23 protein-coding genes and 2 pseudogenes are annotated in these 21,742 nt (G+C 39.6%); 8 read left to right on the forward strand and 17 right to left on the reverse strand.

Annotation, left to right across the window (positions count from 1 at the left end):
- Positions 1 to 62: 62 nt before the first annotated feature.
- The 11 genes and pseudogenes from rbfA to FQ204_RS08825 form a co-directional block, all read right to left on the reverse strand.
- The gene (gene rbfA, locus FQ204_RS08780) at positions 63 to 413 is read right to left on the reverse strand and encodes a 30S ribosome-binding factor RbfA (protein WP_144210740.1); all 351 of its coding nucleotides are present in this window, start codon (positions 411 to 413) and stop codon (positions 63 to 65) included.
- A gap of 92 nt (positions 414 to 505) precedes the next feature.
- Positions 506 to 2,869, reverse strand: a pseudogene (gene infB, locus FQ204_RS08785) (translation initiation factor IF-2); the annotation flags it as partial.
- A gap of 71 nt (positions 2,870 to 2,940) precedes the next feature.
- Positions 2,941 to 3,337: pseudogene (locus tag FQ204_RS10790) on the reverse strand (translation initiation factor IF-2 N-terminal domain-containing protein); the annotation flags it as partial.
- A gap of 16 nt (positions 3,338 to 3,353) precedes the next feature.
- Positions 3,354 to 3,653 (reverse strand): YlxQ-related RNA-binding protein, encoded by a 300-nt coding sequence (locus FQ204_RS08790; protein ID WP_144210744.1) that lies wholly within the window; start codon positions 3,651 to 3,653, stop codon positions 3,354 to 3,356.
- Positions 3,646 to 3,942 carry an RNase P modulator RnpM gene (rnpM, locus tag FQ204_RS08795; RefSeq protein WP_144210746.1) on the reverse strand — a complete coding sequence of 99 codons (297 nt, stop codon included), beginning with the start codon at positions 3,940 to 3,942 and terminating at the stop codon, positions 3,646 to 3,648. The genes FQ204_RS08790 and rnpM overlap by 8 nt, the downstream gene beginning before the upstream one ends.
- Before the next feature lie 12 nt (positions 3,943 to 3,954).
- Positions 3,955 to 5,148, reverse strand: a complete 1,194-nt coding sequence (gene nusA / locus FQ204_RS08800) for a transcription termination factor NusA (RefSeq protein WP_144210748.1) — start codon at positions 5,146 to 5,148, stop codon at positions 3,955 to 3,957.
- 50 nt (positions 5,149 to 5,198) lie between these two features.
- The gene (rimP, locus tag FQ204_RS08805; RefSeq protein ID WP_144210750.1) at positions 5,199 to 5,687 is read right to left on the reverse strand and encodes a ribosome maturation factor RimP; all 489 of its coding nucleotides are present in this window, start codon (positions 5,685 to 5,687) and stop codon (positions 5,199 to 5,201) included.
- A gap of 428 nt (positions 5,688 to 6,115) precedes the next feature.
- Entirely contained in the window at positions 6,116 to 6,751 is a 636-nt protein-coding gene (gene trmB / locus FQ204_RS08810; RefSeq protein ID WP_144210752.1) for a tRNA (guanosine(46)-N7)-methyltransferase TrmB, read from the reverse strand.
- Positions 6,748 to 7,545 (reverse strand): cell cycle regulator CcrZ, encoded by a 798-nt coding sequence (ccrZ, locus tag FQ204_RS08815; protein WP_144210754.1) that lies wholly within the window; start codon positions 7,543 to 7,545, stop codon positions 6,748 to 6,750. Before ccrZ ends, trmB begins: the two co-directional genes overlap by 4 nt.
- 50 nt (positions 7,546 to 7,595) lie before the next feature.
- Positions 7,596 to 8,642 carry an ABC transporter permease gene (locus FQ204_RS08820; RefSeq protein ID WP_144210755.1) on the reverse strand — a complete coding sequence of 349 codons (1,047 nt, stop codon included), beginning with the start codon at positions 8,640 to 8,642 and terminating at the stop codon, positions 7,596 to 7,598.
- On the reverse strand, positions 8,639 to 9,370 hold the full coding sequence (locus FQ204_RS08825; RefSeq protein ID WP_144210757.1) for an ABC transporter ATP-binding protein: 732 nt from the start codon (positions 9,368 to 9,370) through the stop codon (positions 8,639 to 8,641). The genes FQ204_RS08820 and FQ204_RS08825 overlap by 4 nt, the downstream gene beginning before the upstream one ends.
- Before the next feature lie 69 nt (positions 9,371 to 9,439).
- On the opposite strand from FQ204_RS08825, the gene FQ204_RS08830 reads away from it, so the two are divergent.
- Both FQ204_RS08830 and FQ204_RS08835 read left to right on the forward strand, forming a co-directional pair.
- Entirely contained in the window at positions 9,440 to 9,850 is a 411-nt protein-coding gene (locus FQ204_RS08830) for an HIT family protein (RefSeq protein WP_144210759.1), read from the forward strand.
- Between the two features lie 9 nt (positions 9,851 to 9,859).
- Entirely contained in the window at positions 9,860 to 10,147 is a 288-nt protein-coding gene (locus FQ204_RS08835; protein ID WP_144210761.1) for a hypothetical protein, read from the forward strand.
- 268 nt (positions 10,148 to 10,415) lie between these two features.
- Here FQ204_RS08835 and brpA read toward each other — a convergent pair whose 3' ends face one another.
- The 5 genes from brpA to FQ204_RS08860 form a co-directional block, all read right to left on the reverse strand.
- Positions 10,416 to 11,534 carry a biofilm formation/cell division transcriptional regulator BrpA gene (brpA, locus tag FQ204_RS08840; protein WP_144210763.1) on the reverse strand — a complete coding sequence of 373 codons (1,119 nt, stop codon included), beginning with the start codon at positions 11,532 to 11,534 and terminating at the stop codon, positions 10,416 to 10,418.
- Positions 11,535 to 11,541: 7 nt separating this feature from the next.
- Positions 11,542 to 12,063: a GNAT family N-acetyltransferase gene (locus tag FQ204_RS08845; protein WP_144210765.1), complete on the reverse strand. Its 522-nt coding sequence runs from the start codon at positions 12,061 to 12,063 to the stop codon at positions 11,542 to 11,544.
- Positions 12,056 to 12,496 carry a tRNA (adenosine(37)-N6)-threonylcarbamoyltransferase complex ATPase subunit type 1 TsaE gene (tsaE, locus tag FQ204_RS08850; RefSeq protein ID WP_144210767.1) on the reverse strand — a complete coding sequence of 147 codons (441 nt, stop codon included), beginning with the start codon at positions 12,494 to 12,496 and terminating at the stop codon, positions 12,056 to 12,058. The genes FQ204_RS08845 and tsaE overlap by 8 nt, the downstream gene beginning before the upstream one ends.
- An 86-nt stretch (positions 12,497 to 12,582) precedes the next feature.
- On the reverse strand, positions 12,583 to 14,022 hold the full coding sequence (locus FQ204_RS08855; protein WP_144210769.1) for an NCS2 family permease: 1,440 nt from the start codon (positions 14,020 to 14,022) through the stop codon (positions 12,583 to 12,585).
- Positions 14,023 to 14,131: 109 nt separating this feature from the next.
- Positions 14,132 to 14,731: a DUF1361 domain-containing protein gene (locus tag FQ204_RS08860; RefSeq protein ID WP_144210771.1), complete on the reverse strand. Its 600-nt coding sequence runs from the start codon at positions 14,729 to 14,731 to the stop codon at positions 14,132 to 14,134.
- Positions 14,732 to 14,838: 107 nt separating this feature from the next.
- On the opposite strand from FQ204_RS08860, the gene FQ204_RS08865 reads away from it, so the two are divergent.
- The 6 genes from FQ204_RS08865 (at position 14,839) to serS (ending at position 20,872) form a co-directional block, all read left to right on the forward strand.
- Positions 14,839 to 15,651 (forward strand): Cof-type HAD-IIB family hydrolase, encoded by an 813-nt coding sequence (locus tag FQ204_RS08865; protein ID WP_144210773.1) that lies wholly within the window; start codon positions 14,839 to 14,841, stop codon positions 15,649 to 15,651.
- A 480-nt stretch (positions 15,652 to 16,131) separates the two neighbouring features.
- Positions 16,132 to 17,121, forward strand: a complete 990-nt coding sequence (locus FQ204_RS08870; RefSeq protein ID WP_144210775.1) for a PTS sugar transporter subunit IIB — start codon at positions 16,132 to 16,134, stop codon at positions 17,119 to 17,121.
- 17 nt (positions 17,122 to 17,138) lie between these two features.
- Positions 17,139 to 17,942 (forward strand): PTS mannose/fructose/sorbose transporter subunit IIC, encoded by an 804-nt coding sequence (locus tag FQ204_RS08875; protein ID WP_144210777.1) that lies wholly within the window; start codon positions 17,139 to 17,141, stop codon positions 17,940 to 17,942.
- A 19-nt stretch (positions 17,943 to 17,961) separates the two neighbouring features.
- Complete coding sequence (locus tag FQ204_RS08880) at positions 17,962 to 18,873, forward strand: PTS system mannose/fructose/sorbose family transporter subunit IID (RefSeq protein ID WP_144210779.1); 912 nt, start codon at positions 17,962 to 17,964, stop codon at positions 18,871 to 18,873.
- Between the two features lie 137 nt (positions 18,874 to 19,010).
- Positions 19,011 to 19,382, forward strand: coding sequence for a DUF956 family protein (locus FQ204_RS08885; RefSeq protein WP_144210781.1), 372 nt, complete (start codon positions 19,011 to 19,013; stop codon positions 19,380 to 19,382).
- 212 nt (positions 19,383 to 19,594) lie between these two features.
- The gene (serS, locus tag FQ204_RS08890; protein WP_144210783.1) at positions 19,595 to 20,872 is read left to right on the forward strand and encodes a serine--tRNA ligase; all 1,278 of its coding nucleotides are present in this window, start codon (positions 19,595 to 19,597) and stop codon (positions 20,870 to 20,872) included.
- 40 nt (positions 20,873 to 20,912) lie between these two features.
- On the opposite strand, the gene FQ204_RS08895 is transcribed toward serS, so the two are convergent.
- On the reverse strand, positions 20,913 to 21,572 hold the full coding sequence (locus tag FQ204_RS08895; RefSeq protein ID WP_144210785.1) for a VTT domain-containing protein: 660 nt from the start codon (positions 21,570 to 21,572) through the stop codon (positions 20,913 to 20,915).
- Positions 21,573 to 21,742 lie beyond the last annotated feature (170 nt).

The raw sequence follows: 21,742 nt of genomic DNA on the forward strand, positions 1-21,742 counted from the left end.
AAAAGAAAGAAAAATAGAATTTCCTTTCTTTTTAAATATATTGATCTAGTTAAAATCATGTTTTATTTTTGATCTAAATCGCGGAGCATTTGGTCAATTTTATTCCCATATTCAATCGATTCATCTTTGATGAAGGTCAAATCAGGAATTTTATACATCTTCAAGTTGTGACCCAATTCACGTCTGATGGTTCCTTTGGCTTTTTCTAAACCAATTTGAGCTTTTTCTTGCTCCGAAGCAAGGTTGCTCATCAGCGTGTAGTACACTTTTGCCATTGACAAGTCGCCCAACATTTGCACATCTGTAATGGTAATTCCTTGAACACGCGGATCACGAACTTTTTTTTGCAGAATTTCATTGACTTCGCGTTTGATTTCCATGCCTACACGATCCACACGAAAATGGTTTGCCATGATGTCTCCTTTCACTTATGTTTTATTAAAGTAAGCAGATAAGGCTATCCTCATATTTATATGCACGCACCTAGCTTACTCTCATTCACTGATTATTTTGTGATTTCTTCCATGATATAGGCTTCAATCATATCATCCACTTTGATGTCATTGTAATTCTCAACCATGAGACCACCTTCTTGCCCATTTCCAACTTCCTTCACATCATCCTTATAATGTTTAAGACTGGCAAGAGCACCATCAAAGATAACAACGCCATCACGAATCACACGAACCTTAGAATCACGAGTTACTTTACCGCTCACCACCATAAAGCCACCAATGGTACCGACTTTAGAAACCTTAAAGGTTTCACGGATAACAGCTTCACCGATAATTTTTTCTTCGTATTCTGGATCCAACATCCCTTTCATAGCATCTTCTACTTCTTCAATCACCTTGTAAATGATACTGTGAAGACGGATTTCGACATCGTCAGCTTCAGCTTGTTGACGAGCTTGTGGGGTAGGACGAACGTTGAAACCGATGATAAAGGCATTTGAAGCTTCGGCAAGAGTCACGTCAGACTCGTTAATAGCACCAACCGCTGAGTGAACAATCGTTACTTTAACGCCTTCTACTTCAATCTTTTGAAGAGAAGCTGTTAATGCTTCTGCTGACCCTTGTACATCTGCTTTGATGATGACATTCACAGATTTGACTTCGCCGGCTTTAAGGGTATCAAAGAGATTTTCAAGACTAACACGGTGAGTTGCTTGACGTTGCTTCATGAGAGCACGTTTTGCACGTTCTTCACCAGCTGCACGTGCTGCTTTTTCATCTTCATAAACTGCAAAATGATCACCAGCCATCGGTGTTTCATTCAGACCTGTGATAGATACTGGTGTAGATGGTCCAGCAACTTTCACTCGGCGGCCACGGTCATTTGTCATCGCACGTACACGTCCAAAGGTATTTCCGACAACGATTGGATCTTGTACATTCAAGGTACCTTGTTGAACAAGTAGAGTTGCAACCGCACCTTTTCCTTTATCCAAACGCGCTTCGATAACTGTACCAATTGCACGGACATTCGGATCAGCTTTTAACTCTTGAATTTCAGCTACAAGGAGAACGGTTTCGAGCAATTCCTCAATATTTTGATTGAATTTCGCTGAGATTTCAACAAATTCAGAATCGCCGCCCCAAGCAGTTGACATAACGCCATATTCAGCTAATTCACCGATAACCCGTTCAGGATTAGCACCTGGTTTATCAATCTTGTTAATCGCTACAATAATGGGTACATTTGCTGCTTTTGAGTGGTTAATGGCTTCGATCGTTTGAGGCATTACCCCGTCATCTGCTGCCACGACAAGAATCGTGATATCTGTGACAGAAGCCCCACGCGCCCGCATGCTTGTAAAAGCCGCATGTCCCGGCGTATCAAGGAAGGTAATCTTCTTGCCATTTTCTTCAATCTGATAAGCTCCGATATGTTGTGTAATACCACCTGCTTCACCTGTGGCAACACGAGAGTTACGTAGCGTATCCAATAGTGTTGTTTTACCATGGTCAACGTGTCCCATAATGGTCACAACCGGCGGACGTTCTACCAAAGCATCTTGATTTAGATAGTCTTCGTCAACAAAGAAACGTTCAATATCTGCATTGTCCACTTCAACTTTAGCATGTGCTTCAATGCCATAATCCACCATCAAAAGTTCAATGGTATCGCCGTCCAACGATTGATTTTGCGTTGCCATCACTCCCATCATAAAGAGTTTCTTGACAATTTCAGCTGGCTCGCGCTTAATCCGTTTTGCAATTTCTGCAACGGTCATGCCTTCTGTATATTCAAATTCTTTTGGCAATTCATGGAACTTGCGTTCTGTAACCGGTTTTGGACTTTGATTTGTATTCCGATTGTTCTTGCCTTTTTTATTTTTCTTGTTATGATTCCAATTACTATTCTTTTGATTTCTCACTTGATTTTGACTGCTTCGATTCTTTTGTTGTTTTCTTGGACCATCTTCTTCGCGATCAAAGTCATCGCGTTTCTTGTCTGGTCGAGCTTGTTTTTTCCGACGAGTATCAACTACGGGAGTCGAACTCGCTTCAGGAGCAACTTGAGGCTGTGGAGCTGGCTTCGTAGCTTCCACAATAGGAGCCGCTGCTTTGAATAATTCTTCTACAGGTTCTTTCCGTTTATTCTGTTCACGTTGAGCTGCTTTTGCAGCTTGAGCCTGTTTGAAACGCTCCTCACTTCCACGAGCATATTCGGCATTTTGTTCAGCTTTCAGAGCTGCTGCACGTGCTTTAAAATCAATGCGTGGTCCTTGATTCATTTGAGGGCGATTTTGATTTGTAACATTTGAACGGTTTTGACCTTGACGACGATTATCTTGGTTGCGATGATTGCGATTGTCACGTTGCTCTCCGCGATTTCCACGGTCATTTCGGTTTTGGTTGTTTCGATCATTACGCGGATTGCGCTCTTCTCGATTTCGCTTCTCACCACTTTGTTGTTTTTGTGGCCGATTTTCTCGCTGTTTCTTTCGTCGTTCTGCCTGTTCTTTTGCTTTCGCTTCTCGCTCAGCCTTAAAATTACGACTTTTTGGCTTTGCTGGTGCAACCTTTCTTTCTACTTCCGACTTTTGCGTCGGCGCTATTGGCTTAGGCACCACTTTTTCATCCATTGTTACTTCTTTGGCTGCTGGAGCTGGCTGCTGCTCTTTAACCAAAGGTTGAGCTGGTTTTTGATTCGTTTCTTTTTTAGGAGTTGCTGCTTGAGAAAAACTGGCTGTGATACGTGCGGCCACTTCATTTTCAACGCTACTGGCATGACTTTTCACCTCAATACCAAGTTCTTTTGCACGCGCCACAACTTCCTTGCTTTCTTTTCCCAGTTCTTTCGCGATTTCGTACAATCTTACTTTAGACAAATCTTGTCCTCCTCTTCTATTCCATAAGAGACCTCATTTTCTTTGTAAATCCAGCATCAGTGATAACAAGCACTTTTCTTGCCTTGCCCACTGCGGTGCTTAATTCCAGTGTTGAAAACACGGTTGATACTTCTACTTTGTAATAATGACTTTTATCAGTAATTTTCTTGGTCAAATTTGGAGCAGCATCATTGGCTAAAAAGACCAACTTTGCTTTCCTATCTTGTATTGCCTTAACGACCAATTCTTCACCCGATATGATGCGACCTGCTCGTTGTGCTAAGCCAAGTAAATTGGCTAATTTTTGTTTATTCAAGACCTAACTCTCTTCTTTTGACTTTATGATCCACATAAGCAATCAGCTCATCGTAAAAAGCGTCTTCCACTTTCATATTGAAACTACGGTTAAAGACTCGTTTTTTCTTGGCTTGCAGTGCTTCTTCATTGTCTAGCTTGATATAAGCTCCACGCCCATTCGCCTTGCCTGTTGGATCAATGAAAATTTGACCTTCTTTATTTTTGACAATGCGCAGTAAATCACGCTTGTCAATGACTTCATTTGAAACTACTGATTTTCGTAAAGGGATTTTTCTTGTTTTTGCCATTCTTTCCCTCCTTTAGTCTGCTGCTTCAACTTCACTTTCTACAAATTCTGTTTCCACAGGACTTTCAACTGTTGCAAATTCTTCTGCTTCTTCGGCAAATCCGCCAAGCTCGCCAGCTTCTTCCATTGCTTCAAATTCACTTGCAGATTTGATGTCAATTCTGTAACCTGTCAAATGAGCTGCCAAGCGTACATTTTGTCCACGACGTCCAATAGCAAGAGACAATTTGTTATCTGGCACAACGACAAGAGCATGCTTGCTATCTTCACTATCAAAGATAACTTGATCCACTTCTGCCGGAGCAATCGCATTGTAGATAAATTCCGCAGGATCTGCCACCCACTCAATCACATCGATATTTTCTTCGACAGGAGTCATCCGATCAGATTTTGCATCATACTTAGCTGGATGAAACTTGCTAGTGATTTTCTTGATATTCGCACCACCACGACCAACGATTGTACCAATTGCATCTACATTTGGATTGTGACTGCGTACCGCAACCTTGGTTCGATCACCTGCTTCACGAGAAACGCTCATGATTTCAACTGTTCCGTCATAAACTTCAGGAATCTCCTGCTCCATTAAGCGTTTGATCATTTCTGGATGACTGCGGCTAACAAAGACATTTACACCGCGAGGATTATCTTCTACTTTATAAACAAAAACTTCAATGCGGTCGTGTGAAGCAAAGACTTCACCAGGAATCTGGTCCTGTTTAGACAATTGCGCTTCAATACTGCCCAGATTGACATAGATGAAACGATTATCAAAGCGTTCGACTGTACCGCTCATAATCTCGTTTTCATGCTCTTTGTACTTATTATAAGTAATCGCACGAGTTTGCTTGCGCATTTTCTCCATAATCGTTTGCTTAGCAGATTGAGCTGCTACCCGACCAAATTCAGTTGGTGATTCTTCAAATTTGATTTTATCACCAAGTTCATAAGCCGAGCTAATGGCAAGAGCGTCTTTTAAGCTGATTTCCAAACGGCTATCAAAAACTTCGTCCACCACTTCACGAACTGTATAAACACGAAAATCTCCTGTTTTTTCGTTAAATTCAATGGCTGCGCTATCTGCTTGACCATAACGACGACGATAAGCCGAACGAAGTGACTCAGTCACTGCTTCGATAATGTCTTCTTTTTTGATCCCTTTGTCTTCTTCCAAAATGCGGAAGGCCTCTAGCATTTCTTTACTCATGTTTTTTTAGCTTTTGCGGAAACAAAAGCAATCCTTTCTTTTTATTCTTGCTAAAATTTGACTGCTAATCTTGCTTTAGATACTAGTTTGTAAGGAATTTGAACAACTTTCTTACGAGTCTTATCCATATATTCCATTGTTAAACTATCTTCCTCAAAAGAAAGCAATGTTCCTTCAAAGGTTTTACTTTTATCAAGTGCTTGATACAGACTAACATGGATATATTGCCCAACTGCATCTGCTAATTGTTCTTTCGTTTTCAGCGGACGTTCCAACCCTGGGCTCGTCACCTCAAGGAAATACTGCTCAGGAAAAGGATCCGGCTTAATCGTGTCCAAAAGTGGACTGATGATGTCTGTCAAGTCTGCCGTATCATTTACGGTAATCCCTCCCGGCTTATCTACAAAAATACTGAGAACATGGTCGCTCCCCATCTTACCATACTCAATATCCACTAATTCATACGGTTCTTGAATGACTGGCTCGACAACCTCTTTTACCAATTCTACAATCGTTGCGATAAGACTACACCTCCTCACAGATAAGAGGCGAAGATATTTCCTCGCCTCTCTTTCATATTCGTTACTTGTATTATAGCATAAGAAAAAATAAAATGCAAGAAAATATATTCCTGTATTTTATTTGATGTCACGCTGGACAATCGAAAGAAATCCAGTTAAATCACTTCATATTCTCGTAAGAGTTTTTCGATATCTTTGCTTTTCCCCTTTTTCATCAGATTTTTAAAGCAATCTTTTCTCCTGAAAATCAGAAAAGGGGGTGATTAGGTGCTCTTCCGAGCTTGAACAGCGAATGAAGAGCCCAATCACGGTGGCTTGCTGTGCAAGGCTGATTTCCCGCCTTCAACAATTCAGTGAATTGTTGAAGCTGTGTTATTCGTTTATTACTAAATTTGATAGAAGCTAGGACACTTTTTACTCAGCCTCTTTCAATTATCTATTTCATCTTAAAACTCTGCCTCAACCCGATAGATGACTTGACCTTTGTTGGCAAATTTTTGCTCGTACTCTGTCAGCACATTATCTTCAAAGTCGCTCGCGTGCAAATCCAACCAAACACCATTTAGTTTCATCCCGTATTGAGAAAAGCTCACTAAGCTATATTCAAAGAGACCACGATTATCTGTTTTGAAATGAATCTCACCATGTTCTGGTAAAATTCGCTTAAAGGTATCAAGAAAAGATTTGTAGGTTAAACGCCGTTTTTCATGACGTTTCTTGGGCCAAGGATCAGAAAAATTTAGGTACAAGCGATCAATCTCCCCATTTTCAAAGTAGTTGGTCAAATCAGAACCATCTACCCAAAGCAGTTTGATATTGGGAACATCAGCTACTAAAACTTTATCCAAAGCGTAACTCAAAACAGATTTTTGAATATCAATCCCGATATAGTTAATTTCTGGATGAGCTTTTGCCATTCCTGAAACAAACGCACCTTTTCCACTTCCCACTTCAATATGAATAGGATGATTATTGCCAAAAATCTCGTGCCATTTGCCCTTTGCTTCAGCAGGATTTAAAATTACATATTGCGGGTTTACTTCTAGTAATTCCGTTGCGCCTTTGCGATTTCTAACTCTCATGACACCTTTCTTCCGTATTTTGAACGGAAGTTACGTAGTGCATAAATCTCCCGATTCACATTTTCTAAGTCTGCATTCTCATAATACTTGGCAATTTGGCACAAGTAAGCATACTGACCATACCAATATAATTTCTTCAATACGGTCGCATTATACCGATAGCCATAATAGGTCAACCATTCCTTCCAACGCGCTTCTGGAATATAATGGCTTAACATATGAGCCACATCAAACATTCGATCTGTCAAACGCACAGAATCCCAATCTACCAAATACACCAAGCCGCTGTCCGTTTCAATCCAATTGCTATGCCGAACATCTCCATGTACAATCGTTGCATAATCCTCACGAAATTGTGGCAGATTGCTGCGCATGTCTCTTAAAACAGACCGTAAATATTGATTATTACTAAGTGCGATCGGAGCATGTTCCAACCAAGATTCCACTAAATCTGCTGGCGTCTCCAAAGCATAACCCAGCCGGCGCAGTTGTGTCATCAAGGGACGTGAGCGATGCAAACGCGTCAAAATATTGACAATTTGCTTTTTGTCCATTTCAGCTGGTGTCAAGATCTTTCCTGACAGCCACTCTTGCGCACTCATAACGTTGCCGTCTGCCCTGCGACGACTCCACAATAGTTGCGGTGCGATTTGTTCTCTAGCTAAACCTACTAAGATTGGGGTTGTATTCATCTTGACGAAAACGCGCGCCCCATCTGGATAGGTGCCCATGTAGGCTTTTCCACTCTTACCTGCAATCGGCGTCAGAGTTAGCTCATTATCAACCAAGTCCATTATTCCCCTCCGTAAAAAGTTTCCTATCTATTTTACTAATTTTACTTCCTTTAGTCAACCAAACTTCTTAATTTAAATGGCAAATAGATGAAATAAAGTAGCAATGTGATTCCAATCATAAAAAGCAAAGCTACTCTATCTTGGAAAAACAACAAAGCCATCATTGTTTCCACAAAAAGCACGCTGTAGCCAATAAGAGTAATCACTTGTTTCACTCCTTTTAACTTCAATCCGGTTTCCAAAGGAAATAAGAACGTCAAATATTGATAATCAAAAGCATTGTACAAAGCTGTCAATTGAAATAGCAAGAGATAATTCAACAAAGCCACGAAAATAGCTGCAATCCACGATTGACTGATAAAGCCAATTCCCAAAAGAGACAGAAACAGCAATCGTATAGTCAAGGCCAGAAAATCACCATTTCGTAAATAAGAACGCAAATACATATTTTGCCAAGTAGTTGACTGTCTTTTGGGTAGAATATTTGTCAAACCATCAAGATACGCACGGCGTTTCACACTATTGGAAATTCCTTTAACATTGGTAAAGAGAGCAAAGAAACGTAGGATTGTCTGCTTGCGTCTTTCTTCATAATCAATGAGATAGCTCCAATTCACCCCTGCACCTTGGTAAAATTTTTGACTTTTCTGCAAAAACACGAACCATTTTGCTATCAACATAAGAAATACAAGAATGAGCCATCCCCAAAATGGCAGACCTAAAGCAAGAAAAAGTGGCGCTGCTAGTAATAGAACAGCCGTTTGAAGCAAGGCCCATAATCGATAAGATAAACGTGTTTGTTCTTGTAAGTAGCTTTTTAATTCCTCTTCTTTGACCAATAAAAACAGACTATCTGGTTTTTCCATATAAGTTGCAATTCGTCCCAAAGGCAATAATAAAACCAAAAGAACCGCTAAAGCAAGAATGATTGGCAGGTGATTTTTAGGAAAATTTCGCAACAGTTGACTGTATTGGACAGCTAAAAAACCAATGAAAACCAGTAAAAACAAAACAAAATGATCGTTAAAAACATAGCGTGAATACTTCAAACATTGATTGCGAAATACTTGCTTGCGCTTCTGAAACACATCTCTCATAAGTCGGCCTCTTCTGTCAATGCAAGGTAAATATCATTGAGACTAGCGTCTGGCATGGCAAATTTTGCTCGCAACTCTGCTAAATTGCCTTGAGCACGGATTTCTCCCTTATGCAAAATCACGAATGCATCACACATTTTTTCTGCCGAATCCAGCACGTGCGTACTCATGAGAATAGACTTCCCTTTGGACTTTTCATCTGCTAAAAGTTCAATCAAATCAGCAATGGCAACTGGATCCAGTCCCAAAAAAGGCTCATCAACGATGAAAAGACTTGGATCGACCACAAAGGCACAAATAATCATGACTTTTTGCTTCATTCCTTTAGAAAAATGCACCGGAAACCAATCCAATTTCTCTTTCAAGCGAAACATGGTCAGTAATTTCTCCACGCGCGCAAAAGCCACTTCTTGCTCTACATCATAGGCCATAGCAACCGTTTCAATATGCTCACGCAGCGTTAATTCCTCATACAAACTAGGTGTTTCTGGAATGAAACCAATTTTCTTACGATAAGCCGTAGGACTATCTTGCAGTTTAGCACCGTCAATTAAAATCTCACCCTTGTAAGGAGTTAAAAGTCCGATAATTTCATTGATTGTAGTGGATTTACCTGCACCGTTCAAGCCAATCAGTCCCACCAGTTCACCATTTCCCACCGTGAAACTAATGTCTTTTAAAACAGGGATATTCACATAGCCCCCTGTAAGCCCTTTTATTTCTAACATATTTTCTCCAAATTCTGGTATAATGTTCTTATATTATAACAAAATCTAGCAAAGTGGAGGTAAAATTTGATGGAAGATTGCATTTTTTGTAAGATTATCGCAGGAGAAATTCCAGCTTCTAAAGTTTACGAGGACGAACAAATCTTGGCATTTTTAGATATTTCACAAGTTACTCCTGGACATACCTTAGTTGTCCCTAAAAAACATTTTCGTAATATGCTTGAAATGGATGGAGAAGCTGCTAGCCAACTTTTTGCACGAATACCAGATATTGCTCGGAAAGTGATGAAGGCGACTGATGCAAAGGGAATGAATATCATCAATAACAACGAAGAAATCGCTGGTCAGACTGTCTTCCATACACATGTCCACTTAGCGCCACGTTATACTGAAGATGATGATTTAAAAGTAACCTTTGCTGCTCACGAACCCGATTTCCCCGCATTGGCAGCTTTAGCCGAAAAAATTTCAAAAGCATAAGGAGAAAACATGAAACTTAGTAACCTATTGTTATTCACTGGTGTAGCAGCAGCCAGTTTTTGCCTTGTTAAAAATAGAGAAAAAGTCATAAATGAAGCAATTGAAAGTTACGATTTAATAGACAACATACAGCATGACCTTCAAAATATTCAAAAAAATCTACAAGTCATTCAAGCACAAAAAGGCAACCTAGAAACCATTACACAGGATTTGTCCTACCAATTTAGGCTCTTTGAACAAGAAGCTACCGCACGACTTCGTCAAATCCAAGACGTCTGGAATGCTCATCAAAAATAGATATAAAGTAAGGCAGGGACAATATTATCCCTGCCTTACTTTATCATGCTACTAAGATTACACACAGTAGCTGATTGATGTTGAGGTTGCAGATAGAACTTGCAAAGCAAGTGCCGACTTTGCTCACTTTTCGCACTTAGAAAAGTCCCTTTGACAAAAATTTCGTTTTCTTCATTCACCACCTCAACAGTCCAAAAAACTATTGAGCAACTCTGCGGGAGACTAAGAACTAAAAATGTTCAACTTTTAGTTCTGTCTCACTCCTTTTTCATTGTTGACCGTATTGCCCATAATACTGCCCGTTCGAGTCTGCTTCATAAGGGCTGCTGGAATAAGCTGATGAATCAGCTACACCACTTGCTGATCCATTTCCTGATTGACTGTAGCTAGGAGCAGTACCGCCATACAATTCTTCATACAAAACAGCGTTTGTCTCCAATTCAGTCACTTCTTCTAAGCCAAGTGATTTTCTCAGAACATTTTGCATTTCTAACATATGCTCTGATGTAACAATTTGATAAGAACCACCATCGGATAAAGTTGCATCTTCACCTTTTAACTGCTTACTTTTAATATTCTTGAAAGCATCTTGATAACCTAATAATTGCGGAATACTACCAGAAGATAACTCAACATTGGTCTGCATGTTGTTACTAACAGCTTTTAAAATAGCCTGATAATGGCTGACACTATTTAAACTCAGCACTTTTTGGACTACTTTTTGAATCACTTCTCGTTGACGTTTTTGACGGCCATAATCTCCTTCTGGATCTTGATAACGCATGCGAGAATAAACCAATGCCTGGTCTCCGTTGATGTGTTGCTCACCTGGTTCAACGACTGCTTTATACTCTGGTTCATTTTCTTCAATCGAAATAGGGAAACCAAGAGTATTGTTCACGGTAATTCCCCCCACAGCATCAACCAATTGTACTAGCCCCTTCATATTGATGAGCACATAGCGGTCAATATGAATATTCATCATCTTTTGCACCGTGGAGATAGCCAATTCAGCTCCGCCGTTTGCGTAGGCAGCATTGAGTTTGGCTTGCATTGTTTCATCACCATTTTCAATTTTAGTAAGGATATCCCGCTCTAAACTCATCATCGTTGTTTTTTTTGTTTTAGGATTGACCGTCATGAGAATCATAGAGTCGCTATTTCCAGCCCACCGATCTGAGCGTGAACCACTACCCGTATCCACCCCCATTAAGAGCAACGTAAGAGGTTTGGTCGCCGCAATAACATCTGTATCTTTCCCAAAGCTCTTGTATGTTTTAGATAAGACATCCGTCGATTGATTATAAATTGTAAACCCATAAACGCCCAGCCCCGCAACAGTTACAATACACAAGCTCAAAAACATTAAGATAATTTTTTTAAACATATTTATTCTAGTCTATCAGTTTTCCCATTAGGTAAACATCAAGAAATTTCCCTTCTGCAAGATAGGCTCCTCTTTTTTGAATGCCCTCAATCTCAAACCCAAACGCCTGATACAAATGAACAGCACGTTCATTTCTTACTTGTACAGTTAATTCTAATCGCCGAATCACTCCAGAATTCTCTGCCCAGTCAATTGCCTCTTCCAAAAGAAGTTTTCCTAAACCTTGATTCCAAAATGCTCTTTTAACCACGATAAAGACCTGTCCAATATGTCGAATCCGCTCATGAAAATCAGCTGTAATACTTACAAGACCAGCAATTCCATCATCTAATAGTGCAATTAGATAAATCTGATTATCTGACACAGCTTGATGTTGAATGAAAGAGCTCATCTCCTCTTCTGTCATCAAAATCCCTGCGTCATCTAATGTCATGTAATCTGACTCTTGCCCAACCTGATTAAGAAAATCAACCAAATGTTTGGCATCCTGAGCTTCCGCTTCTCTTATCAGCAATTCTAACTCAGCCATTGACAAATTCCTCAAGCAAATTCTCAGCTCGAGAGCCTTTTGCGTCAAAGACCAATTCTCGACCATCATTTTTTCTTAGAATTGTCAATGTTAGATAGTCGCTTGGCAAGCTAGCTCCCAACAATTCGCCCCATTCAATAACCGTCACCCCATCTCCAAAGAGAAAATCGTCTAAATCAATAGAATCTGGATCTTCTCCAATGCGATAAACGTCCAAATGATAAAGCGGCAGGCGTCCGTCATATTCTCGTACAATAGTATAGGTCGGACTTTTAATCATTTGTTTGATACCCAGGCCACGCGCTAAACCTTTGGTGAAGGTTGTTTTCCCAGCACCCAAATCACCCGTTAAAATCAACACATCTTGTTTTTGGAGTAAAGCACCTAATTTCTCGCCCCACGCCATCAACTCATCTTCATTATGGCTAAACATTCTACTATTATATCAAAATTTTTCTGTTTCTGCTAAAATTTGACAAAAGAAAAGCTAGTTCCAAAGAACTAGCGATTTCCCAATCATTAAGCCAAAGCTAGACTGATAAAGTTTAGGATAAACAAAGCATCCAATACCCAGATAATAGGGTGGACTTCCTTGGCTTCACCTTTGATGATTTTCACAAAAGCATACATGGTAAATCCTGCGGCAATACCATGAGTAATACTGTAAGTAAAGCCCATGAAAATCGACGTGAAGAATGCCGGTATCGCTTCTGACAAATCATCCCATTCGATATCTTTCATACTGGATAGCATCATGACCCCAACAATAATGAGAATAGGAGCTACTGCTACTGTTGGTACAATGGCAAGAAGTGGACTAAAGAAACTTGAAATAGCAAACAAAGCCGCAACAACAAGTGCTGTCAATCCAGTACGGCCTCCTGCTTCAATCCCAGCTGCACTTTCTACATAAGTTGTGACATTTGAAGTCCCTGCAATCGCACCAATCGTTGTTCCAACCATGTCTGAAAACAGCGCCTTGTCCATTTTAGTTTGAAGACCAGACGAATCTTTAGCGGCTTCTTCGTCTGCAACATTAAAGATACCTGCTTTGCGCCCTGTACTAATCAAAGTTCCAATATTATCAAAAATATCCGTTAATGAAAAGGCCAAAATGGCAAGAAGCACTTCTGGAATGCGAGCTGGTTTTGCAAACAACGCCAACAAGCCATCTTTACCTAGAGCCGCACCAAAAATCTTTCCTAAATCCTGAACAGCCGCTCCGATATTATTGGAAGCAAAATTGATTTTTGAAAGGTCTACAACCCCTACCAAGATAGCTACGATTGTAGTTGTTGCAATGGATAGAACAATCCCTCCACGCACACGTTTCAAGACAAAGAAAATGGTAATGAGAATTCCAAACAAGGCGACAAGAACAGCTGGATTGTTAAAATCTACCAAGCCCGGTGTTGCCATTCCATTAGCCGTAATAGCTGCTTGTGCCTTATCAGCTCCTTTTCCCGCAACAGTATAGGTTCCTGGATCGATTGAAAATTTCAAAAGTCCTGCTTTTTTCACTCCGATATAAGCGAGGAAAATTCCAATCCCACCAGAAATCGCATATTTCAAACTTTCAGGAATTGCATGAATAATAATCGTACGAACTCTAGTCAGCGTGACAATAATACTAATAATCCCGCAGAGGAAAACCATTGCCAGCGCCTCTTGCCATGTATAACCAAGTGCAAATACAACGGTATAAGTAAAGAAAGCATTGAGTCCCATACCAGATGCCTGAGCATAAGGAATATTGGCATAAAAAGCCATCATCAGCGTCCCTGCAACAGTCCCAATGATCGTTGCTAAGAAAACACCTTGTGCGGGCATGCCCGTTTGACTGAGCATTTCAGGGTTGACAAAGAGGATATAACTCATTGCAAAGAAAGTGGTTAAACCAGCAAGAACTTCTGTACGAACAGTCGTACCGTTCTCTTTTAGTTTAAAAAACTTGTCCATTTTTAAAAATCTCCTTATATTTACGAACGATAGTAGATATAATATCACAAAACATTCATGATTTCAATATATTTTCAAAAAAACAAGCATATATTCTCACTAAAAACCGTTATTTTGACTTATTTCTACTCAAAAAGACTAAAGACATGATTTGAATGAAGGTAAACCCTAAAATAAATAGCAGACGCTCTCTCTGCAAAGCAGCTGCCAACCGCTCAAAGACCAGCCTAGGATGACTGACTAGATCCCAAGAATTGAGCCGATCATAACGCCCAATATAAATGGCTAAACTGGATAAAAATGATACGGCTCCGATAGCTAAATATTCCAGCCACCATTTGAGCTTCAAATAGCCAGAAATCAAGTTCCAGCTCTCAATTCCACATAAGACTCCAAAGAAAATACTTGGAACAAAGGCCATAAAGAGATGCAGACTTTCTCGATTCCACAAAGTATCACTTACCCAATGCATATGCACCAAGTCCGTAATCATATAAAAAGTATTCGGATAAAAAACAAACCAAAGAATGGCTACGGGCAAGAAAAACCATTTTTTCTTAAACTGAACCGCTATAAAAGCTGCATCATAGGCAACCAAAGCGAGAAACATATTCCAGATTAAATCCGGTCCCTGAGTCAAAATTCCTTCGGCATAAACGATAGCAGAAATAATCGCAAAGAAAATATGAATGATAATTGTTTTACGCATACTCGATCTCCTCCTTCATTTATATAAGAAAACATTATATCACAAATTCTGCACTTTCATCTTAAAATCTGCTATAATAGAAAACAGCACAAATGAAAGAGTAGACTATGACAAAAAAAGTAATTGCAGTAGATTTAGACGGGACTTTGCTCAATTCTGACAGCAAACTGTCTGAATTTACAAAAGAAACAATCAAAAAAATTTCTAAAAAAGGACACCATGTTGTTATCACAACAGGACGCCCTTATCGAATGGCACATGAATTCTACAAAGAATTAGAGCTACATACCCCTATGATCAATTTCAACGGCTCCTTGACCCATATTCCAGAAAAAAATTGGCAGCAAGAAAGATGTATCACCTTAGATAAAGAATATCTATTAGATATTGTCAAAAGGAAACAAGAGATTGAAGCAGATTTCATCGCTGGCGAGTACCGAAAGAAATTTTATATTACAGCACCAAACGAAGCCATTGCCGATCCAAAATTGTTCGGTGTAGAATCCTTTCGGCCTGAGAATCAGTTCATTCCTGACTTAGTGACTAAAAATCCTAACTGTATCCTCTTGCAAACACATGCCAATGATAAATATGCCTTGGCGGATGAATTGAACCAATTTTATCAACAGCAGCTCTCTATCAACACTTGGGGCGGTCCACTCAATATTCTTGAATGCACTCCAAAAAGCGTTAATAAAGCCTCAGCTTTGAAATATTTGTTAGAGGTTCTGAATGTGGATCGGAAGGATTTGATTGCTTTTGGCGACGAGCACAATGATACAGAGATGTTAGCATTTGCTGGTACAGGCTATGCCATGAAAAATGCTAGTCAGACACTTCTTCCTTATGCAGATGAACAGCTGCCACTTACCAATGATCAAGATGGGGTCGCTCATCAATTGTTGAAACTATTTTTATAATAATGCCTAGAGTCGGACAGTTTTTCTGCCTGACTCTTTTTACTAGCTTGTCACAGAATCATGCACCAAAAAGTTGATTAGGTAAATTTCCAAAATTATTTACCAAAAAAACAGTTTCTTAATCTAGTTATTTTCAATCAGCTATATCGTTTTTTGTGCTAAAAATTCTATATGATGAATTTTGCTTTTTGAATTTAAAATTTGTCTAGATTATTTATTGATGTTTCTTTTTCTGCTCAATGTTTTCAAAGAAAAGAAAGAATATTTTTCAGACTTTCATAATTTTTTGTAAGCGTTTTTCAAGGTTAATATATTGTTTAAATAACTGGTTTTATTCGTTTACAATCTGTCAAAAATATGAAATAATTTGACTTTTTTTAGCTCAAACTATTGCATTTTTCATGAAAACGTTTTATACTTAAATAGTCTTAAATTTTTCTTAAACTTAAGTCAAACATTTTATAAGGAGGAAAGACAATAATGAGTATCGGAATCATTATTGCAAGCCATGGTGAATTTGCTGCTGGTATTCATCAATCAGGTTCTATGATTTTTGGTGAGCAAGAAAAAGTTCAAGTTGTAACTTTTATGCCAAACGAAGGTCCTGACGATTTGTATGCTAAGTTCAATGATGCTGTGGCTGCTTTTGACGCGAACGATGAAGTTCTAGTTTTGGCTGACCTTTGGAGTGGTTCTCCATTTAACCAAGCTAGCCGCGTAATGGGTGAAAATCCTGACCGTAAGTTCGCGATCATTACAGGTTTGAATCTGCCAATGTTGATTCAAGCTTATACAGAACGGATGATGGATGCCAATGCTGGCGTTGACGCTGTTGTCGCAAACATCATCAAAGAAGCCAAGGAAGGAGTAAAAGCTCTTCCTGAAGAACTAAATCCTGTAGCTGAAGTTGCAAGTGCACCTGTTGCACCAACTGCTCAAGCTGCTATCCCAGAAGGAACTGTTATCGGCGATGGCAAGTTAAAAATCAATCTTGCTCGTATCGATACACGTCTTCTTCACGGTCAAGTTGCAACTGCTTGGACACCAGATTCTAAAGCAGACCGTATCATCGTTGCTTCTGACTCCGTATCAGCTGATGAACTTCGTAAAGAGTTGATCAAACAAGCTGCTCCTGGTAATGTCAAAGCAAATGTTGTCCCAATTGACAAATTGATTGCGGTAGCAAAAGACCCTCGTTTTGGTAACACACATGCACTTATTCTTTTTGAAACTCCTCAAGATGCACTCCGTGCTGTTGAAGGCGGTGTTGATATCAAAACACTTAATGTTGGCTCAATGGCTCACTCAACTGGTAAAACAATGGTCAACAACGTCTTGTCAATGGATAAAGATGACGTTGCAACCTTTGAAAAATTGCGTGACCTAGGAGTTGAATTTGACGTACGTAAAGTACCAAACGACTCTAAAAAAGATTTGTTTGTCTTAATTAATAAAGCCAACGTTCAATAATAGAAAGGATTTAGAATATGTCAATTATTTCTATGATTTTAGTGGTCTTCGTTGCCTTTCTTGCTGGACTTGAAGGAATCTTGGACCAATTTCAATTCCACCAACCACTTGTTGCATGTACCTTGATTGGTCTTGTAACAGGACACTTGGAAGCAGGTGTCATGCTTGGTGGCTCACTACAAATGATCGCTCTTGGTTGGGCAAACATCGGTGCTGCTGTTGCGCCTGACGCTGCTCTTGCCTCTGTTGCTGCCGCTATTATTATGGTACAAGGTGGAGACTTTACAAACAAAGGTATTGCTGTCGCAACTGCTGTTGCTATCCCACTTGCTGTTGCTGGTCTTTTCCTTACAATGATCGTTCGTACTATCTCAGTTGCCCTTGTTCATGGTGCTGATGCTGCTGCTAAAAAAGGTGACATCGCAGGCGTAGAACGCGCTCACTTGTTTGCTCTTGTCCTTCAAGGTTTGCGTATCGCTCTTCCTGCTGCACTTCTTCTTGCAATCCCTGCTGAAGCTGTACAAGACTTGCTTGCAATGATGCCTTCATGGTTGTCAGACGGTATGGCTATCGGTGGTGGTATGGTCGTTGCCGTTGGTTACGCTATGGTTATCAACATGATGGCAACTCGTGAAGTATGGCCATTCTTTGCTATCGGCTTTGCACTTGCAGCTGTTAGTCAATTAACTCTTATCGCTCTTGGTACAATCGGTGTTGCAATCGCTCTTATCTACCTTAACCTTTCTAAAAAAGGTGGAAACGGTGGTGGCGGTTCTGCTACATCAAATGACCCAATTGGTGATATTTTAGAAGACTACTAAGAAAGGAGCTACTAATATCATGACAGAAAAAATTCAATTATCAAAATCAGATCGTCAAAAAATTTGGTGGCGTTCAACTTTCTTGCAAGGTTCTTGGAACTATGAACGTATGCAAAACTTAGGTTGGGCTTATGCGTTAATTCCAGCTATCAAAAAACTTTATACTAAAAAAGAAGACCAAGCTGCTGCTCTTGAACGTCACTTGGAATTCTTTAACACTCACCCATACGTAGCTGCTCCTATCATCGGGGTTACACTTGCTTTGGAAGAAGAAAAAGCAAATGGTGTTGAAATTGATGACGCTGCTATTCAAGGGGTTAAAATCGGTATGATGGGACCTCTTGCTGGTATCGGTGACCCTGTATTCTGGTTCACAGTTCGTCCTATCCTTGGTGCTCTTAGTGCTTCTCTTGCCTCAACAGGAAACATCATGGGGCCAATCCTCTTCTTCGTTCTTTGGAATCTTATCCGTATGGCCTTCTTGTGGTACACTCAAGAACTTGGTTACAAAGCTGGTTCTGAAATTACTAAAGATATGTCAGGTGGTATCCTTCAAGACATCACTAAAGGAGCTTCTATTCTCGGTATGTTCATCCTTGCTGTGCTTGTTGAACGCTGGGTAAACGTAAGCTTTGCCCTTCAACTTCCTTCAACAAAACTCTCAGAAGGAGCTTACATCAATTTCCCTAAAGGTGCTGTAAACGGTGAACAACTTCAAAAAATCTTAGGTGATGTTGCAAGTGGACTTAGCTTAACTCCTGAAAGAGCAAACTCACTACAAGGTCAATTGAATTCATTGATTCCTGGTTTGATGGGACTTCTCCTTACTTTCCTTTGTATGTGGTTACTTAAGAAGAAAGTTTCACCAATCACTATCATCATTGGATTATTCATCGTTGGTATTATCGCCAAAGTTATTGGTTTGATGTAAAACGAAAAGAAGGCAAAAGCCTTCTTTTTTTGCTGTTAAATTGCTCAATCAAAAAGCACCTTCAAAGAAGAAAATAGAAATTTTTCAATGCAAATATGGTATAATGGAAAGGAAAGATTTAAGAAAAAGAGGGAAAGATGGCACAATCACAAAATACAAAAATTGATTTTCAAACAACGGGGACTTCTTATCTGGGAATTGGAGGGAAAGTTGGAAAATTCTTAGTGGGAGATAAAGCGCTTGAGTTTTATGCCGACGCTAATGTCGAAGACTACATTCAAATTCCTTGGGATACTATCAAACAGATTGGCGCCAATGTTTCGGGCAAACGAATTAGTCGTCATTTTGAAGTCTTTACTGACAAAGGTAAATTTCTCTTTGCCTCAAAAGATGCTGGAACCATTCTAAAACACGCTCGAAATCATATCGGTAATGAAAAAGTCGTTAAACTACCGACACTGATTCAAACAATTGGTCAATTTTTTAAAAATCTATTTGCAAAAAAATAAGAATTTTTGTATAATCGTAAGAAACGGATAAGTAAATCTAGAATCTCTTTCAGAAAGTCTGCGGCAGCTGTGAGCAGATAGAGAGCTAGCTTGAAATTCTACCGTGATACTAATTTCATAAACAATCAAGTGCACTTATGTGAAGTTGGATGGAACCGTGGCTCTGCCACTCCAACAGTTTCACAGGTGCATTTTTATTCTAGGAGGTCCTTATGTTAGATATTAAACGCATTCGCACAGATTTTGATACTATTGCGCAAAAATTAGCAACTCGTGGCGTTGACGCTGCAACACTTGATGAAATGAAAGAGTTTGATAGCAAACGCCGTAAACTCTTGGTCAAAGTTGAAAATTTAAAAGCAGAACGTAATACGGTGTCAGCAGAAATTGCCCAAGCAAAACGCAATAAAGAAAATGCTGATGATAAAATTGCTGCCATGCAAAAATTATCTGCTGAAGTTAAAGCATTAGACGCAGAATTAGCAGAAATTGACGCTGCATTAACCGAGTTTACAACCACATTGCCAAATATTCCTCACGATAGTGTGCCAGTAGGTGCTGATGAAGACGATAATGTAGAAGTCCGCCGTTGGGGGACACCACGTGCATTTGACTTTGAAGTAAAAGCTCACTGGGATCTTGGAGAAAATCTTGATATTCTCGACTGGGAACGCGGAGCAAAAGTAACTGGTGCTCGCTTCCTCTTTTACAAAGGACTTGGAGCTCGTTTAGAGCGCGCTATCTACAATTTCATGTTAGACGAACATCAAAAAGAGGGCTACACAGAAGTCATCCCTCCTTACATAGTCAATCACGATTCTATGTTTGGAACTGGGCAATATCCAAAATTCAAAGAAGATACGTTTGAATTGAGCGACACAAACTATGTTCTCATTCCAACTGCTGAAGTTCCTTTGACAAACTACTACCGTGGAGAAATTTTAGACGGAAAAGACTTGCCAATCTACTTCACAGCTATGAGTCCGTCTTTCCGCTCTGAAGCTGGTTCTGCCGGTCGTGACACCCGTGGTTTGATTCGTTTGCATCAATTCCACAAAGTGGAAATGGTCAAATTTGCCAAACCAGAACATTCTTATGAAGAATTAGAAAAAATGACCGCTAATGCTGAAAATATCCTGCAAAAATTGAATCTTCCTTACCGTGTCGTTGCACTTTCTACAGGGGATATGGGCTTCTCTGCGGCGAAGACCTACGACTTGGAAGTCTGGATTCCAGCTCAAAACACCTATCGTGAAATTTCTAGCTGTTCCAATACCGAAGATTTCCAAGCTCGTCGCGCTCAAATTCGTTACCGTGATGAAGCAGACGGCAAGGTCAAACTCCTACATACTTTGAATGGATCTGGTCTTGCAGTTGGTCGTACCGTTGCAGCTACTCTTGAAAATTATCAAAATGAAGACGGCTCTGTCACTATCCCAGAAGCACTTCGTCCATATATGGGCGGTGTGAAAGTGATTGCTCCAAAATAACATAAAAACTCTGAGATTCTCAAATCATCTCAGAGTTTTCTTATCTTTTCATTTGATTGTTTCGCTTTTTAATCATTGCACTTCGAACAACACTTATCACCGTTGGGAGTAAGGTGACAATGACAATCCCCAAAATAATAGCTGAAAAATGAGTTTTTACAAAAGGAATATTCCCAAAAAGATAACCCGCCCCTGTCGCAATCAAAGACCAAGACAAGGCCGCAATAAAAGCTCGTTTCAGAAAAGACTGAACAGGGAATTGACTAATGCCTGCTACAAAAGGCACAAAGGTACGAATAATAGGAATATAACGTCCTAAAATAATGGAAGTAGAACCATGTTTTTCAAAATACACTTCTGCTTCTTTGATATTCTCTTCTTTTATCAACTTACTGAAAAATTTATAATGTACAAAACGATAGCCCAAGGTTCTGCCAATAAAAAAATTACAGGTATCGCCAACGAAAGCTCCAACGAAAAACAGGAGCATAAAAAGCAGAACATTAAAATGCATTTCTGGATTGGCTGATAAGGCACCAGCTGCAAAAAGTAAGCTGTCTCCTGGCAAAAACGGAAATACAACAGCAGCTGTTTCAATAAAAATCACCAAAAATAGAATCAGATAAGTCCAGCTACCCACTGCATTGGCAATATTGTAAATATGCTCGTCAATATGCAAGATAAAATCAATAATAAACATCTCTTCTCCTTCCGCCCATTACTTATTATATCAAAAAATGAAGCACAAAAAGCACATTTTTAAAAATAAAAAGAAGCTGAAATAAAAGAATTCAGCTTCTTTGGTTTATATCGTTATAACTACAAGACATTGTAACTTGAAGAAACTCTATTGACTTTCAATTTAGAGTG

Source organism: Streptococcus constellatus (assembly GCF_902167705.1).
In the GTDB taxonomy this organism is placed as follows: domain Bacteria; phylum Bacillota; class Bacilli; order Lactobacillales; family Streptococcaceae; genus Streptococcus; species Streptococcus constellatus_A.